Annotated in this window: 17 protein-coding genes; 14 read left to right on the forward strand and 3 right to left on the reverse strand. The window is 70.8% G+C overall.

All coding sequences use genetic code 11. The annotated features are described in order from the left end of the window. Positions 1-36: 36 nt before the first annotated feature. The 12 genes from pdxT to YIM_RS17330 all read left to right on the forward strand — a co-directional run bounded on the left by pdxT (position 37) and on the right by YIM_RS17330 (position 11935). Positions 37-660: a pyridoxal 5'-phosphate synthase glutaminase subunit PdxT gene (pdxT, locus tag YIM_RS17275; RefSeq protein WP_194240184.1), complete on the forward strand. Its 624-nt coding sequence runs from the start codon at positions 37-39 to the stop codon at positions 658-660. 36 nt (positions 661-696) lie between these two features. Further along, positions 697-1446, forward strand: coding sequence for a YebC/PmpR family DNA-binding transcriptional regulator (locus tag YIM_RS17280; protein ID WP_153031332.1), 750 nt, complete (start codon positions 697-699; stop codon positions 1444-1446). Positions 1447-1491: 45 nt separating this feature from the next. Further along, positions 1492-2013, forward strand: coding sequence for a DUF4262 domain-containing protein (locus YIM_RS17285; RefSeq protein WP_153031333.1), 522 nt, complete (start codon positions 1492-1494; stop codon positions 2011-2013). A gap of 79 nt (positions 2014-2092) precedes the next feature. After that, positions 2093-2671, forward strand: coding sequence for a crossover junction endodeoxyribonuclease RuvC (gene ruvC, locus YIM_RS17290; RefSeq protein WP_153031334.1), 579 nt, complete (start codon positions 2093-2095; stop codon positions 2669-2671). Then, a complete protein-coding gene (ruvA, locus tag YIM_RS17295) occupies positions 2668-3267 on the forward strand; it encodes a Holliday junction branch migration protein RuvA (protein WP_153031335.1) in 600 nt (199 codons plus the stop codon). Before ruvC ends, ruvA begins: the two co-directional genes overlap by 4 nt. Positions 3268-3291: 24 nt before the next feature. Continuing rightward, entirely contained in the window at positions 3292-4374 is a 1083-nt protein-coding gene (ruvB, locus tag YIM_RS17300) for a Holliday junction branch migration DNA helicase RuvB (protein WP_153031336.1), read from the forward strand. A 133-nt stretch (positions 4375-4507) separates the two neighbouring features. Continuing rightward, entirely contained in the window at positions 4508-4951 is a 444-nt protein-coding gene (gene yajC, locus YIM_RS17305) for a preprotein translocase subunit YajC (RefSeq protein ID WP_153031337.1), read from the forward strand. A gap of 171 nt (positions 4952-5122) precedes the next feature. Beyond that, the gene (gene secD / locus YIM_RS17310; protein ID WP_153031338.1) at positions 5123-6841 is read left to right on the forward strand and encodes a protein translocase subunit SecD; all 1719 of its coding nucleotides are present in this window, start codon (positions 5123-5125) and stop codon (positions 6839-6841) included. 1 nt (position 6842) lies between these two features. Next, on the forward strand, positions 6843-8090 hold the full coding sequence (gene secF / locus YIM_RS17315; RefSeq protein WP_153031339.1) for a protein translocase subunit SecF: 1248 nt from the start codon (positions 6843-6845) through the stop codon (positions 8088-8090). A gap of 72 nt (positions 8091-8162) precedes the next feature. After that, on the forward strand, positions 8163-8681 hold the full coding sequence (locus tag YIM_RS17320; protein ID WP_153031340.1) for an adenine phosphoribosyltransferase: 519 nt from the start codon (positions 8163-8165) through the stop codon (positions 8679-8681). Positions 8682-8761: 80 nt separating this feature from the next. Continuing rightward, the gene (locus tag YIM_RS17325) at positions 8762-11116 is read left to right on the forward strand and encodes a bifunctional (p)ppGpp synthetase/guanosine-3',5'-bis(diphosphate) 3'-pyrophosphohydrolase (RefSeq protein ID WP_153031341.1); all 2355 of its coding nucleotides are present in this window, start codon (positions 8762-8764) and stop codon (positions 11114-11116) included. 39 nt (positions 11117-11155) lie between these two features. Continuing rightward, complete coding sequence (locus tag YIM_RS17330; RefSeq protein WP_153037049.1) at positions 11156-11935, forward strand: enoyl-CoA hydratase-related protein; 780 nt, start codon at positions 11156-11158, stop codon at positions 11933-11935. Positions 11936-12176: 241 nt separating this feature from the next. On the opposite strand, the gene YIM_RS17335 is transcribed toward YIM_RS17330, so the two are convergent. Beyond that, entirely contained in the window at positions 12177-13049 is an 873-nt protein-coding gene (locus YIM_RS17335; protein ID WP_153031342.1) for a peptidylprolyl isomerase, read from the reverse strand. A 161-nt stretch (positions 13050-13210) separates the two neighbouring features. Between YIM_RS17335 and YIM_RS17340 the strand changes: the two genes are divergently transcribed. Together YIM_RS17340 and YIM_RS17345 are read left to right on the forward strand one after the other, a co-directional pair. Then, the gene (locus YIM_RS17340; protein ID WP_153031343.1) at positions 13211-13858 is read left to right on the forward strand and encodes an MBL fold metallo-hydrolase; all 648 of its coding nucleotides are present in this window, start codon (positions 13211-13213) and stop codon (positions 13856-13858) included. Then, entirely contained in the window at positions 13851-14528 is a 678-nt protein-coding gene (locus YIM_RS17345) for a hypothetical protein (RefSeq protein WP_153031344.1), read from the forward strand. Before YIM_RS17340 ends, YIM_RS17345 begins: the two co-directional genes overlap by 8 nt. Here the strand turns inward: YIM_RS17345 and YIM_RS49165 are convergent. Both YIM_RS49165 and YIM_RS49170 read right to left on the reverse strand, forming a co-directional pair. Next, positions 14500-15612, reverse strand: coding sequence for a YibE/F family protein (locus YIM_RS49165; RefSeq protein WP_228004792.1), 1113 nt, complete (start codon positions 15610-15612; stop codon positions 14500-14502). The two genes, YIM_RS17345 and YIM_RS49165, sit on opposite strands and share 29 nt — an antisense overlap. Before the next feature lie 359 nt (positions 15613-15971). Further along, positions 15972-16187, reverse strand: coding sequence for a hypothetical protein (locus YIM_RS49170; protein ID WP_228004793.1), 216 nt, complete (start codon positions 16185-16187; stop codon positions 15972-15974). Positions 16188-16387: the final 200 nt, after the last annotated feature.

The following is a 16387-nucleotide window of genomic DNA, read 5'->3' on the forward strand; positions in this document are numbered from 1 at the left end:
CTTGACCAGCGGAATTCCAGTCGGGAGGAACTACACGTGTCGAAGGCGCGGCCGGTGGTCGGCGTGCTCGCCCTGCAGGGCGACGTGGCCGAGCACCTGGCGATGACCGAGCGGGCCGGTGCCACCGCGGTGCCGGTGCGCCGCGCGGCCGAATTGTCCGAAGTGGACGGCTTGGTGCTGCCCGGCGGCGAGTCCACCACGATGTCCCGGCTGCTGGAGACCTTCGAGCTGCTCGAGCCGCTGCGCGAGCGCCTGCGCGCGGGCCTGCCCGCGTTCGGCTCGTGCGCCGGGATGATCCTGCTCGCCCGCCAGGCCCTCGACGGCCGCCCCGACCAGCACCAGCTCGACGCGCTGGACATCGTGGTGCGCCGCAACGCCTTCGGCAGGCAGGTCGACTCCTTCGAGGAGGACCTCGAGTTCACCGGGGTCGACGGACCCGCACTGCACGCGGTGTTCATCCGCGCGCCGTGGGTGGAGAAGGCAGGCCAGGACGTCGAAGTGCTGGCGAGGGTGCCGGAAGATCCCAGCCGGGCGGACGCGGCCGCTAGGATCGTCGCGGTCAGGCAGGGGATGGTGCTCGCCACGGCCTTCCACCCGGAACTCACGGGTGACGAGCGCGTGCACCGGCTGTTCGTGCGAATCGTGCGTGGGCAGGCATAAGGACGGCGGCACGCCGCCGGATCGGATGGAGGAAAGATGAGCGGCCACTCCAAGTGGGCCACCACCAAGCACAAGAAGGCCGCCCTCGACGCGAAGCGTGGCAAGCTATTCGCGAGGCTGATCAAGAACATCGAGGTCGCCGCGCGGACCGGCGGGGGCGACCCGGACGGCAATCCGACGCTGTTCGACGCGATCCAGAAGGCGAAGAAGAACTCCGTCCCGCAGGACAACATCGAGCGCGCGCGCAAGCGCGGCGCCGGTGAGGAAGCGGGCGGCGCCGACTGGCAGACGATCATGTACGAGGGCTACGGGCCGAACGGCGTCGCCGTGCTCATCGAGTGCCTCACCGACAACAAGAACCGCGCCGCCAGCGAGGTGCGCACGGCGCTGACCCGGAACAACGGCTCGCTGGCCGACCCGGGTTCGGTGGCGTACCTGTTCAACCGCAAGGGCGTGGTGCTGCTGCCGAAGGCCGACGCGGGTGAGGACGACGTGCTGATGGCCGTGCTCGACGCGGGTGCCGAGGAGGTCAACGACCTCGGTGAGAGCTTCGAGATCGTCTCCGAGGCCACCGACCTGGTCTCGGTCCGGAAAGCCTTGCAGGAAGCCGGTTTCGACTACGAGTCGGCGGAGGCCAGCTTCGTGCCCTCGGTCAACGTGCCGCTCGAAGCCGATGGCGCGCGCAAGGTCTTCCGGCTGATCGACGCGCTCGAGGACTGCGACGACGTGCAGAACGTGTGGGCCAATTTCGACGTCTCGGACGAGGTTCTCGCTGAAGTCGGCTAGTTCTTCGCCGATGCTTCTTGGGCGGGGCCTCGGTCATACGGCAGAATGTCCGCCGTGACGACCGAGGCCCTCGCCCCAGAAGAACAGGCTCTGCAGGACTGGATCGTCGCCGAGGGCGAACGCCGCGGCAACGCGGTGATCCAGGTCCCCGCCGACGACGAGGGCGCCGGCTACTGCTTCACCGTGTGCGCCTGGGCGATGCACCAGGTGCCCGAGGCGGTGGTGATCGGTCTTCCCGAGCACGTCGGCCCGGTGCTGCTCGACGCCTACGTCGACCGTGCCGCCGCCGGCGAGCGGTTCGAGTTCGGCAAGCTGTACCACGACTTCTTCGACGGCGTCCCGGTCACCTTCGAGCGGGTGGCGCTCGGGCACTACGCCGAGTACTTCGGCAGCGCCTTCCTGATCTATCCCGACGGCGATTTCCCGGCCGTGCAGATCATCGTGCCCACCCCCGACGGGAAGTGGCCGTGGCAGGCCGACGCGCCCGAGGGATTCATGACCTGGCAGCACGTGCTCACCGAAAGCGGTGACCCGGAGAGCTGGACTCCCGGGGTCGACGGACCCTGACCGGCGCGTCCCCGGCGGTTCGGGGACGCGGCGCCGGTAGCCTGCTCCTCGAACGGTTGTTCGGCGAGGAGTGGAACCTGTGCGTGTGCTCGGTGTGGACCCCGGCCTGACCCGCTGCGGTCTCGGCGTGGTGGACGGGGGTGCCGGGCGCACGGTCAGCTGCGTCGCGGTCGACGTGGTGCGCACCCCGCCCGACGCGGACCTGGCGAGCAGGCTGCTCGCGGTGGCGGACGCGGTGGAGACCTGGTTCGACACCTACCGGCCCGAGGCGGTCGCCATCGAGCGCGTGTTCAGCCAGCACAACGTGCGCACCGCGATGGGCACCGCGCAGGCCGGGGGAGTGGTGGCGCTCGGTGCCGCGCGGCGCGGGCTGCCGGTGCACTTCCACACCCCGAGCGAGGTCAAGGCCGCGGTCACCGGCTCGGGGCGGGCGGACAAGGCCCAGGTCACCGGCATGGTGACCAAGCTGCTCGGGCTGGCGCAGGCGCCGAAGCCCGCCGACGCGGCGGACGCGCTCGCGCTGGCCATCTGCCACCTCTGGCGGGAGCCGATGCGGGCCAGGCTCGCCGCGGCCGAGGCGCGGGCGGCCGAACTGGCGAAGGTCCACCGCGCCCGGCTGGCCGAGGCGGCGAAGAAGAATGCGAGGGCGGGACGATGATCTCTTCGGTGCACGGGGAAGTGCTCTCCGTCGGACTCGACCACGCGGTGGTCGAAGTGGGCGGTGTCGGGTTCGCGGTGCAGGCCACGCCGAGCACGCTGGCCACGCTGCGCCGCGGTGAGCAGATCCGGCTGCACACTTCGCTGGTGGTCCGCGAGGATTCGCTGACGCTGTTCGGCTTCGCCGATGCCGACGCGCGCGAACTGTTCGTACTGCTGCAGACGGTGTCCGGCATCGGCCCGCGCCTGGCGCTGGCCGCGCTCGCCGTGCTCGACCCGGACAAGCTGCGCTCCGCGCTCGCCGACGGCGACATCAACGTGCTCACCCAGGTCCCCGGCATCGGCAAGAAGGGCGCCGAACGGCTCAGCCTGGAACTGCGGGACAAGGTGGTCGCGGTGCCCGGCACAGCCGACGCGGTGCCGGTGGCCGGTGGCGCCGTGCGTGGTGAGGTGGTCGAGGCGCTGGTGGGTCTCGGGTTCGCGGCGAAGCAGGCCGAGCAGGCCGTCGATCGGGTGCTCGGTGAAGCCGGTGACGAGAAGGCGACCACGTCACAGGTGCTGCGCTCGGCGCTGACCACCCTGGGCCGCAAGCGGTAGGCGGGCACCGTGCACGATGACCCGGTGACCGAGCAACCGGACTTCGCCGAGGCCGAGGCCCACGCAGCGCTCTCGGCCTTCGCCCAGAACGGCGACCGGGACGTGGAAACCACGCTCCGGCCGCGGAAGCTGGCTGACTTTGTCGGCCAGCCGCGGGTCCGCGAGCAGCTGGAACTGGTGCTGGAGAGCGCCCGGCGGCGCGGTGTCCCGCCGGATCACGTGCTCCTGTCCGGGCCGCCGGGGCTCGGCAAGACCAGCATGTCGATGATCATCGCGGCCGAGCTGGACGCCGCCATCCGGATCACCTCGGGGCCCGCGCTGGAGCGGGCGGGCGACCTGGCCGCGATGCTGTCCAACCTCACCGAGGGCGACGTGCTGTTCATCGACGAGATCCACCGCATCGCCCGGCCCGCGGAGGAGATGCTCTACCTGGCGATGGAGGACTTCCGGGTGGACGTGGTGGTCGGCAAGGGGCCGGGCGCGACCAGCATCCCGCTGGAGATCGCGCCGTTCACCCTGGTCGGCGCGACCACCCGGTCCGGTGCGCTGACCGGCCCGCTGCGCGACCGCTTCGGCTTCACCGGGCACATGGAGTTCTACAGCGCCGACGAGCTTTCGCAGGTGCTGCGGCGGTCGGCCACCATTCTCGGCATCACCCTGGACGCCGACGGGGAGGCCGAGATCGCCGGCCGGTCCCGCGGCACACCCCGGATCGCCAACAGGCTGTTGCGCCGGGTCCGCGACTACGCCGAGGTCCGCTCGGACGGCCGCGTCACGCTCGAAGTGGCCCGCGCCGCGCTCGAGGTCTACGACGTGGACGAGCTCGGGCTCGACCGGCTCGACCGCGCGGTGCTGACCGCGCTGGTCAAATCCTTCCACGGCGGCCCGGTCGGCGTGGCCACGCTGGCGGTCGCGGTCGGCGAGGAGTCGACCACGGTGGAAGAGGTGTGCGAGCCCTACCTGGTCCGCGCGGGTATGCTCGCCCGAACCCCCCGTGGCCGGGTCGCTACCCCGGCGGCGTGGGAGCACCTCGGGTTACGGCCACCGACCGAGGTGCCATGGGAGACCGGACGGTTCGACCAGGGCAACCCTGGTCTGTTCGGGTAACCGGCGGGTCGAGCGCGAAAACCCGCTGACGGCACCGCGGGTGGTACCTGGCACACTCGAACAAGCAGACCCAGAACAAATCGGGCGAATCGGCAGGCGGTCCGCCGCTGTCGCACCCGCTGAATGGAGAGTCATGGAAGGCCTTTTCCTGCCGCTGCTGCTCATGCTGGTCGTGGCGATCCCCCTGTTCCTGGGGAGCCGCAAGCAGAAGCAAGCGGTCGCGCGTCAGCAGGAGCTGCAGAACAACCTGGCCGAGGGCGACCGCGTGATGACCACTTCCGGTCTCTACGCGACCGTCTCGGACACCAGCGGCGACACCACGATCGATCTCGAGATCGCGCCCGGCGTGGTGACCACCTGGCTGCGCCAGGCCGTCCGTGAGAAGGTCGAGCCGGTCGTCGAGGACGATGAAGTCGACACCGACGACGCCGACTCCGCGACCGAGACCTCGGTCATCGAGTCGACCACCGGCATCGAAGAGTCCGCGAAGTCGGACGGCGTCGTTGCTGACGAGAAGAAGGAAGCCGAGAAGGCCGGGCCGCAGATCGCCCCGCCGCTCGAGCACGGGAAGAAGTAGCACCCTGCGACGCGGCGCCTACGCGCCGATGAGGGGGTAACGCAGGGCTCACGCAGCACCGAGTAGTGTCTCGGTGCTGCGTATGCCCGCGTCCGCGCGGGCTTACCCGGACAACTTTCCAGCCAGGCTGGCCCATTCGGGAAGGCCCCAGTTCGAGGAGACCGACGCACCGTGGCACCACCGGCCGGGCAGATCCGCCCGGGACGCTATCTCGCGTTCTTCGTCCTGATCGTCATCGGCCTGTACTCGCTGGTGTTCTTCACCGGCGACGGGAAGCCGACCCCCAAGCTGGGCATCGATCTCCAGGGCGGCACGCGGGTGACCCTGACCGCCCGAACCCTGGACGGCGCCGAGCCGTCCAAGGAAGCGCTCAACCAGGCGAAGACGATCATCGAGACCCGCGTCAACGGGATCGGCGTCAGCGGCACCGAGGTGGTGCTCGACGGCAACAACGTCGTCATCACCGTGCCGGGCGAGCAGGGTGATCAGGCCAAGAACCTGGGCCAGACGGCCAAGCTGGGCTTCCGCAAGGTGGCCAACGTGCAGGCCGCCACCCCGCTCCCGCAGCAGCCGCCGCCCGGCACCCAGCCGCCGGCTTCGCAGCCGCCGGCCGAAGGGCAGCCGAGCCAGGCCCCGGCCGCCGGTCAGTCCTCCGCCCCGCCCGCCGGTGGTTCCGCGCCCGGCGCGGCCCCCGCGCAGGAGCAGCCCGCGCCGCCCACCCCCGGTTCGCCGGAGGCCGAGGCCGCCGCGATCCAGGCGGCCAAGGCACTGCGGCAGAACCCCGCGCTGGTCGCCAACCCGGCCGACCAGGCCGCGGCCGCCGCGGCGCAGCAGCTGCAGCAGGAGACCCTGGCCCAGTTCCAGTGCCTGCCCAACGACCCGCTGCGCGGCAACGACGACCCGACCCTGCCGCTGGTCGCCTGTCTCAAGGACGGCAGCCAGAAGTTCGTGCTGGAGCCCGAGTTCCTGCCCGGCACGATGATCGACACCGCCGCCTCCGGTTACGACAGCCAGCGCGGCGGCTACGTGGTCGACCTGACCTTCAAGGCCGACGGCACCAAGGTCTGGGGCGACTTCACCTCGGCCAACGTGAACAAGCAGGCCGCCTTCGTGCTGGACACCCAGGTGGTCTCGGCGCCGAACATCACCGTGCCGATCCTCGACGGCCGCACCCAGATCACCGGTGGCTTCACCCAGGCCGAGGCCAAGAACCTGGCCGACGTGCTGAAGTACGGCTCGCTGCCGCTGTCGTTCGCCTCCTCCGACGCCACCACGGTGTCCGCGACGCTGGGGCTGGCCTCGCTGCAGGCCGGGCTGATCGCCGGTGGCATCGGCCTGCTGCTGGTGTTCATCTACTGCCTGTTCTACTACCGCCTGCTCGGCGTGCTGACGATCCTGTCGCTGGCGCTGTCCGGGGCGATCGTCTACGGCGTGCTCGTGCTGCTCGGCCGATGGATCGGGTTCACCCTCGACCTGGCGGGCGTGGCCGGGTTCATCATCGCCATCGGTGTCACCGCGGACTCGTTCGTGGTGTTCTTCGAACGGTTGAAGGACGAGATGCGCGAGGGTCGCTCGTTCCGCTCGGCGGTGCCGCGAGGCTGGGTCCGCGGCCGTCGCACGATCCTCGCCTCGGACGCGGTCATGTTCCTCGCCGCCGCGGTGCTCTACCTGCTGGCGGTCGGCGAGGTGCGCGGGTTCGCCTTCACCCTCGGCATGTCCACCGTGCTCGACCTGGTGGTCGTGTTCCTGGTGACGCACCCGCTGGTGGCGATGGTGTCGAAGTCCAAGACATTGTCGAGCCCGAAGATCTCCGGGCTCGGCGGGGTGCAGCGAGTCGGCTCACAACGCCGCACAGCCAAGGTCGCCGGCGCGACCGTGAAGGAGGCCTGACGTGGGCGTCGAGGACCAGGGCACCACCACCGGCGCCAAGCAGAAGAAGGGCTCGGTCTTCCACCGGCTCTACGTCGGCACCGGCGCGTTCGACATCGTCGGCGCGCGCAAGTACTGGTACGTGTTCTTCGGCCTGCTGATGCTGGTCTGCGTGGGCTCCATCGGGATCAAGGGCTTCAACCTCGGCATCGACTTCGAGGGCGGCACCCAGATCCAGATGCCCGCCGCCGGGGCCGCCGGCGAGGTGAACGAGGACCGCGCCAAGGACGTCTTCGCCGAGGCCGCCGGTGAGCCGGCCGCCGAGGCGCAGAAGGTCGGCACCGGCGCGGCGCAGACCGTGCAGATCCGGTCCGACACGCTGGACGCGGGCCAGGTCGCCAAGGTCAAGGAAGCGCTGTTCAAGGCCTTCCAGCCGCTCGGCGCGAACGGCCAGCCCAGCCAGCAGACCATCAGCGACAGCGCGGTCAGCGCGTCCTGGGGCGGGGAGATCTCGGAGAAGGCGCTCATCGCGCTCGCGGTCTTCCTGGTGCTGGTGACCATCTTCCTGGCGATCTACTTCGAACGCTGGATGGCGGTCGCGGCGCTGATCTCGCTGATCCACGACATCGTGGTGACCGCGGGCATCTACTCGCTGGTCGGCTTCGAGGTCACCCCGGCGACGGTGATCGGCCTGCTGACCATTCTCGGGTTCTCCCTGTACGACACCGTGGTGGTGTTCGACAAGGTCAAGGAGAACACCCGCGGCCTGCTGGGGCTGACCAGGCGCACCTACGGCGAGGCGGCCAACCTGGCGCTGAACCAGACCCTGATGCGCTCGATCAACACCGCGGTGATCGCCCTGCTGCCCGTGCTCGGCCTGCTGATCATCGGCTACATCCTGCTCGGCTCCGGCACGCTGCAGGACCTGGCGCTGGTGCAGCTGACCGGCATGCTGGCCGGCGTGCTGTCCTCGGTCGCGCTGGCCACCCCGCTGCTGGTCGACTTCAAGATGCGGGACCCGAAGTTCAAGCAGCAGGCGCAGCGGGTCAAGGCCCGGCGGGAGAACCTGGCCCGCAAGGCCGCCGAGCGCGAGGCCGCGCCGGACGACGACGAGTTCGACGCGAGCGACGACGACCAGCTCAACGCCGAGCTGCGCAAGGAGCGCGCGTACGCGGCCGCGGCCAGCGTGCCCGCGCGGCACCAGAAGGCCACGCCGCGACGTGGCCGCCCGTCCGGCAAGCAGCCGCCGTCGGGCAAGCGCAAGCGCTGAGTCATCTCGTTGCAGGCAGGGCACCGTCCGCGGCCACCGCGGGTGGTGCCCTGCTTCGGTAAGGGGCAGAACATGGATTTGGACAAGGCGCTCGGGCTGATCGCCGAGGTACCCGACTTCCCGCGGCCGGGGATCCTGTTCCGGGACTTCGCGCCGCTGTTCGCTTCGGCGGACGGGTTCGCCACGGTGACCAACGCGCTGGCCGGCACACTCGACCAGGACGTGGAACTGCTGGCCGCGGTGGAGGCGCGCGGCTTCCTGCTGGCCGCCGCGCTCGGCCAGGCCAGCGGACTCGGTGTGGTCATGGTGCGCAAACCGGGCAAGCTGCCGCAGGTCGCGGCCAGCGCGGACTACGAGCTGGAGTACGGCCGGGCGACCCTGGAGCTGCCGGCCGGGGTGGTTCAGCCAGGTCAGCACGTCGCGGTGATCGACGACGTGCTGGCCACCGGCGGCACCGTCGCGGCGGCCTGCGGGCTGCTGGAGCAGGTGGGCGCGGTGGTCACCGGGATCTCCGTGGTGACCGAACTGGCCGGTCTGGGCGGTCGTGCCGCACTGGCTGGGCGCTTGGTGCACACTCTTCACACCTGCTGAGAGCGGGGCAACGGAACGCCGTCAGCCGTCCGCGCGTTACGCTGAACGCACGAGGTGGCCTGATACGACGGGAGGTGCGGGTGAGCCAAGAGCTCGAGTCAACGGCGCCCGCCAAGGACAGCGGCAAGTCCCGTCCGGTGCCGGTCCCGCCCGTCACACCGGCCAACGGCAACGGCAGCAGCCGGGCGCCGTCGGCCACCCGGCGCGTGCGCGCCCGCCTGGCCCGGCGCATCACCGCCCAGCGCGCCGCCTCGGTCAAGCAGGTGCTCGAACCGCTGGCCGCGGTCCACCGCGAGATGCACCCGAGCGCCGATCTGGCCCTGCTGCAGCGCGCCTACGACGTGGCCGAGGAGCTGCACCGCAACCAGCGCCGCAAGTCGGGCGACCCGTACATCACCCACCCGCTGGCCGTGGCCACCATCCTGGCCGAGCTGGGCATGGACACCACCACGCTGGTCGCCGGGCTGCTGCACGACACGGTCGAGGACACCGGCTACCCGGTGGAGCAGCTCTCCGCCGACTTCGGTGACAAGGTGGCGCAGCTGGTCGACGGCGTGACCAAGCTGGACAAGGTCAAGCTGGGTACCGCGGCCGAGGCGGAGACCATCCGCAAGATGGTCATCGCGATGGCCCGCGACCCGCGCGTGCTGGTGATCAAGCTGGCCGACCGGCTGCACAACATGCGCACCATGAGGTTCCTGCCGCCGGAGAAGCAGGCCCGCAAGGCGAAGGAAACCCTCGAGGTGCTCGCCCCGCTGGCGCACCGGCTGGGCATGGCCACGGTGAAGTGGGAGCTGGAGGACCTGGCTTTCGCCATCCTGCAGCCGAAGAAGTACGACGAGATCGTGCGCCTGGTCGCCGACCGCGCGCCGTCGCGCGACACCTACCTGCGCTGGGTCATCGGCGACCTGACCACGAACCTGGACGCGTCGCGGATCACCGCCAAGGTCGAAGGCCGCCCGAAGCACTACTACTCGATCCACCAGAAGATGATCGTCCGCGGCCGCGACCTCGACGACATCCACGACCTGGTCGGCGTGCGGATCCTGGTGGAGGACGTGCGCGACTGCTACGCCGCGATGGGCGTGGTGCACGCGTTGTGGCAGCCGATGCCCGGCCGGTTCAAGGACTACATCGCGCAGCCGCGGTTCGGCGTGTACCAGTCGCTGCACACCACGGTGATCGGCCCGGACGGCAAGCCGCTCGAGGTGCAGATCCGCACCTACGAGATGCACCGGACGGCCGAGTACGGCATCGCCGCGCACTGGCGGTACAAGGAGACCAAGGGCACGCACAGCGGCAACGCGGTCGACGTCGACGAGATGGCGTGGATGCGTCAGCTGCTCGACTGGCAGCGGGAGGCCGCCGACCCCGGCGAGTTCCTCGAATCGCTGCGCTACGAGCTGGCAGCGCGCGAGATCTTCGTGTTCACGCCCAAGGGCGACGTGATCACGCTTCCGGTGGATTCGACGCCGGTGGACTTCGCCTACGCGGTGCACACCGAGGTCGGGCACCGCTGCATCGGCGCGCGGGTCAACGGCAGGCTGGTCGCGCTGGAGCGCAAGCTGGAGAACGGTGAGGTCGTCGAGATCTTCACCTCGAAGGCCGAGGGTGCCGGGCCGAGCCGCGACTGGCTGAGCTTCGCCGGTTCCCCGAAGGCGCGGGCGAAGATCCGGCAGTGGTTCGCCAAGGAGCGCCGCGACGAGGCGATCGACGCGGGCAAGGAGGCGATCACCAAGGAGGTCCGCAAGGTCGGGCTGCCGTTGCAGCGGCTGGTCTCGGCGGACTCCATGGGTGCGCTGGCGACCGAGCTGCGCCACGGCGACATCAGCTCGCTCTACGCCGCGGTCGGCGAGGGGCACACCAGCGCCAAGCACGTGGTGTCGCGGCTGGTCGCGCTGATCGGCGGGGTCGAGGAAGCCGAGGAGGAACTCGCCGAGCGCGCGACGCCGTCCACGGTGACGCGGCGCCGCGGGTCGAACGACGTCGGCGTGATCGTCAAGGGCGCCAGCGACATCTGGGCGAAGCTGGCGCGCTGCTGCACGCCGGTGCCGGGCGACGAGATCCTCGGGTTCGTCACGCGCGGTGGTGGCGTGAGCGTGCACCGCACGGACTGCACCAACGCCGAGGACCTGCGCGCGCAGCCGGAGCGGCTGGTCGAGGTGGAGTGGGCGCCGTCGGAGTCGTCGGTGTTCCTGGTCGCGATCCAGGTCGAGGCGCTGGATCGGCACCGCCTGCTCTCCGACATCACCAAGGTGCTCGCCGACGAGAAGGTCAACATCCTGTCGGCTTCGGTGACCACCTCGCGCGACCGGGTGGCGGTGAGCCGGTTCTCCTTCGAGATGGGCGACCCGAAGCACCTGGGGCACGTGCTGAAGGTGGTGCGCAGCGTGGAGGGCGTCTACGACGTGTACCGGGTCACGTCGGCCTCCTGAGCCGCCCGCGCGCTGCGTAAGGTGCGGTCCATGGCCGAAATCACCGACGGGCTCCAGTTCAGCGTGCAGGACGAGGTCGCGCGGCTGACCTTCGCCAGGCCGGAGAAGAAGAACGCGATCACGCACGGCATGTGGGCCGGTATCGCCGACGCGGTCGCACTGGTCGAACGCGACCCGGCGGTCAAGGTGCTGGTGCTCACCGGCGCCGGCGCGGACTTCTCGGCGGGCGCGGACATCAGCGAGTTCGGTGCACTGCGTTCGACCGCCGAAGCCGCGGCCACCTACGACAAGGCGATCGAGACTGCGGTGGGCGCGCTGGCCGGACTGCGCAAGCCCACGGTGGCATTGATCCGCGGCAACTGCATCGGCGGCGGTTGCCAGCTCTCGGTGGCCTGCGACTTCCGCTTCGCCGCCACGGGCTCGCGGTTCGGCATCACCCCGGCCAAGCTCGGCATCGTCTACGACTTCCAGTCCACCAGGCAGCTGGTCGACCTGGTCGGACCGGCGCACGCGCGGTACTTCCTGCTCAGCGGCTCCCTGATCGGCGCGGCGCGGGCGCGGGAGATCGGCCTGCTCAACGAGGTCTACGACGACGCGGTCCTGGAGGATTCGGTCGCCGAATTCACCAGGACACTGTGCTCGCGCTCGCAGACCTCGATCCGGGGGATGAACCGGATCATCGAAAAGATCCTCGCCGGGCAGGCAGAATCGGACGCCGAGATCGACCGCATCCGCCTCGACGCCCTGCATGGTGAGGACTACGCAGAAGGCGTCGCCGCCTTCCTCGCCCGGCGCCCGCCGAACTTCACCGCCCGCTGAGCGACGCCGTGAATGTGGCTTTCACGGCACATTCCGCCGTGAAAGCCACATTCACGGCATCAAGCCGCCTCGCTACCGCGATCGCGCGCACAAAACGTCCACTGCGGTCCAACCCACGCGACGAATCAACCCCGCCGCCGCGACACGCCACTCCCACTGCCGCGATACGTCGCCCCCGCACACGCGAAACGGGGCGCCACCGCGTGGGTGGGCGCCCCGTTCCGATGGTTCAGCTCGTGTGTCAGCCGACCGTGGTCGCGGTGAACTTGACCGGGGTCTTCGGCTTGCCGGTGCCGTCCTGGCTGGTCGCCGCCGACTCGGGGTCGATCCCGTCGCGCGCCACCTTGTCCAGCACCTGCAGGCCGGGGTCGCCGATCGTGCCGAACACGGTGTAGTTCGGCGGCAGCTGGGCGTCGCCGTAGACCATGAAGAACTGGCTGCCGTTCGTGCCCTTGCCGGTGGCCGGGTCCTTGCCGGCGTTCGCCATGGCCAGGATGCCGCGGCCGTAGGACAGCTCGGGGAACACCTCGTCGTCGAAGGTGTAGCCCGGCCCGCCCATGCCGGTCGCCTGCGGGTCACCGCACTGCAGCATCTGCAGGCCCTCGGTGCCGAGCCGGTGGCATTCGGTGTCGACGTAGTAGCCCTGGTTCACCAGGTTGACGAAGCTGTTCACGGTGCACGGCGCGAGCGCCTTGTTCAGCGTGAGCGGGATGTCGCCGGCGGTGGACTTCATCGTCACGTTGACCGTGCCGTTCGACGACACCTGCCCGGCGGCGGGCGCGGTCACCGGCTTGGCCGACGGCTTGCCCTCCTCGGCCGGGTACTCGCAGGAAACCGGGTCCGCCAGTGCCTGCGGTCGCTTCGGCTCCGGCGCGCGCTCGGTCGGGATCTGGATCGGTGCCGGGGTCGGCGGGGTGTCCGAAGCCTCCGGCTGCGCGACGTCCTCGCGGTCCCGGGTGACCAGGAACACCACCAGCCCGGCGACTAGCCCCACCACGACGATCGTCACGCCGACGCCGATGATCCTGCGCCGCTTCGCCCGCTCCGCTCGTCGAGTCAGCTGCCGCTCGAGCTTGCGCTTGGCGGCTTCGCGGCGTTGCTGGTTGGTCGCCACCTGCCCTCCCGCTTCCAATCGGTGTCACACGTCGGTGTCCTGCGTGGCGGCAGTCTATTGGCACAGCCTGTGAGAACCCTGTAGAGGGGCCGCTAGGCTGGCCCGGCCGGTTCATCCGGACGGGTGGAGTGGGTCGTTTCGCGCGCTCGGAGGTGCGGTTCTTGCTCGTCGTCGGGTTCCCCAGCGGGACCTTCGCCGCCAACTGTTACCTCGTCGCCCGTGAGGCGGGGGCCGACTGCGTGATCATCGATCCCGGGCAGGACGCCGCGCCGAGAGTCGCCGACGCGCTCGAGGAACACCGGTTGACTCCGGTCGCCGTGCTGGCCACGCACGGTCATTTCGATCACGTGGCCGACGCCGCCACCTTCGACCTCCCGGTGCACATCCGCCCGGAGGACCGCGGCCTGCTCACCGACCCGGCGTCCGGCGCGAGCCCGCAGCTGCTCGCCGCGCTCGGGGACGCCGTCCGCCCGGTCGAACCAGCTGAACTCGTCGACCTCGCCGACGGAGAGCTGGAGATCGCGGGGCTGACGATCATGGTGGACCACACCCCAGGGCATACTCCGGGCTCGGCGATCTTCCGCCTCGGTGAGCTGGTGTTCACCGGGGACACCCTGTTCGCCGGTTCCATCGGACGGACCGACCTGCCGGGAGGCAGCGTGTCGCAGCTCGAGCAGTCCCTGGCCGACCGGCTGCTCACCCTGGACGACCGGACGGTGGTGCTGCCCGGTCACGGCGGCACCAGCACGATCGGCGGGGAACGCCGGGCCAACCCGTTCCTGAGCGCGCTGAAGGTGACCCATGGCTGAGCCGGAGAAGCCGACCGGGCCGGAGCCGGCGCGGCCCAAGCCGGTCGGGCGGATCATGCTCACCTCGGAGGACCCGAAACTGCGGCGGCGCCGCGGCTGCTCGGGCCTGGTCGGGGTGGCGATCTTCGCCGCTGCCTTCGGCGGCATCGGGGGCTTGATCGGCGGTCAGATCGTCGGCCTGGTGGCCGCCGCGGTGGTCGCGCTGCCGCTGCTCTACCTGGTCGCGTTCAACCTGCGGCGCCGCGTCTGGCTGGAGTCGAACAAGCTGTACGTGCGCACCTGGCGGGTCCGCGAGATCGACCTGACCCAGGCCGAGCGGCTCGACCTGCTGGTCACCGACGTGCGTGGCACGCGCTCGGTCGGCCTGCTGGTCAACGCGGGCAACCGGCGCAAGACGGTGAAGATCGACCTGGCCGTCTACGCCGGGACAGGTGGCCGCGAGCTGGAGATCCTCGCACTGCGCAAGCTCGCCGACGCGCTGGCCAACAACTTCGAGGCCAACGGCATGGTGTTCTCCCAGTTGCTCGTCGCGCAGCTGCGGGCCGAGGCACGCGGCGACGCCGCACCGGACCGTCCGCTCTACCGGCTGGCCTCCGCGGCGCCGTCGGGCAAGCTGGCGCAACGGTTCACCATGGAGGCGGTCAGCCGCTTCGTCGCGAGCCTGGACTAGCGGGTACCTCTTCACGAGCCGCGATCAACGCGGCCAGCAGGGTGGTCACCGGCACGGCGGCCACGATGCCGATGCTGCCCGCGAGCGTGCGCACGATCTCCTGCGCGATGTCCTGCGACCCGAGGATCGACCCGAGCCCCACCCCGGACAGCGACGACACCAGCAGCACCGGCAGCGCCGCGCCCGCGTACGCCATGACCAGCGTGTTGACCGCCGACCCGACGTGGTCGCGGCCGATCCGCACGCCCGCCGCGTACAGCTCGCGCCACCCGAGCCCGGGGTTCGCGCGCCGCAGCTCCCAGACCGCGCTGGTCTGGGTCACCGTGACGTCGTCGAGCACGCCGAGCGCGCCGATCACCACGCCGGCGAGCAGCAGCCCGCGCGCGTCGATGCCGTGCCCGAGCGCGGCGATCAGGGAGGACGTGTCGTCGTCGAGGCCGGTCAGCGAGGCCGCGGCGGAGAACACCGCGGAGAGGCCGCCGATCAGCGCGAGGCTGACCAGCGTGCCGAGCACGGCGACCGAGGTTCTCGCGGACAGCCCGTGCGTCAGGTACAACGCGATGAACATGATCAGCCCGGCGCCGCAGATGGCCACCATCAGCGGGTTCTCCCCGGCCAGGATGGCGGGCAGCACGAACAGCACCAGCACCGCGAAGCTGAGTACGAGCGCACCGAGCGCGGCGAGGCCGCTCCACCGGCCGAGCACCACGACCGCGATGGCGAACAGCGCCGCCAGCGCGGCCAGCGGCAGCCCGCGCTGGAAGTCGACCAGCTGGTACGAGTCGGGGTTGCGCGCGTCGTCCCCGGCGAACGACAGCACCACCGCGTCCCCGGCGGCGAACCGCGGTGTGCTCGGTTCGAGCGGCACGATCTTGCGGAGGGTCTGCCCGGCGGCGTCGCCGTCGCTGAGCACCACGTCCACGGTGAGGCACTGCTGCGTGCCCTCGGCCGGTGCACCCACTTGGACGTCACCGGGGGAGAGGCAGGGGCCGGTCGCGGTGGCGGAGACGTCGCCGTGCACCGGCGTGCCGACCAGGATGGCGGGCTGCGGGTCGGGCTGACCCCACGGGTAGAGCAGCGCCACGCCGACCACGGTGGCCAGCGCGAGCGGGGCGAGCAGGATGATCAGCAGCTTCTTGACCCGGGTGGAGGCTGGGGTGGCCGGCCCGTGCCCATGACCGTGGCCGTGCCCGTGTCCAACCGGGACGACCGGCTCTTCGGGCGGTGCCTGGGCTGGTTCGTCTCGTTCGACGCGTTCAACTGGTTCGACACGCCGCCGTCGCGCGGGCGGAGCACTCGGTTTTGCTTCCCGCTCCGCGGCTTCGAGGCGCTCGCGCCGGGCCTGCCGGGTCTCTCCGCGCGGCTCCGGTTCGGATTCCGCCCGCGGTCTCCTCGCCCCAGGCCGGACAGGACGGCGCTGGCGCGCGGGACTGTCCGCCTCAGTCAGCTCAGCTCGCCCAGGCGGGTTGGCCCGGCCAGCCTGTTCACCCCGCTCGTCCCAGTCAGGCCAGTCAGCCCGGCCAGCCTGCTCAGCTCGGCCAGCCTGCTCAGCCCGGTCGGGCCGCTCAGCTCGGCCAGGCTGCTCAACTCGATCGGGCCGCTCAGGCCGGTCGGCCCAGCCAACTCGCCCAGCCCGGTCAACCCGGTTGGCCCGGCCAACTCGCTCAGGTGGGGAAGCCGCTTCCGCCGGGTCGGCCGAGTCTCCGCCGGGGATGCGGCGGATCGGGCCGGTCGGGGTGTCGTCACCGTCGAACCGGCGGCGGGGCAGATCGCGGGGCACGGCGCCATCCTGCCCCAACCGGCGTAACGCCGGCAGGCACGGGGGCCGGGCGCTGGTATTATCCGTATCTCGAAAATAG

The sequence above is a fragment of the Amycolatopsis sp. YIM 10 genome, from assembly GCF_009429145.1.
Taxonomy (GTDB): Bacteria; Actinomycetota; Actinomycetes; order Mycobacteriales; family Pseudonocardiaceae; genus Amycolatopsis.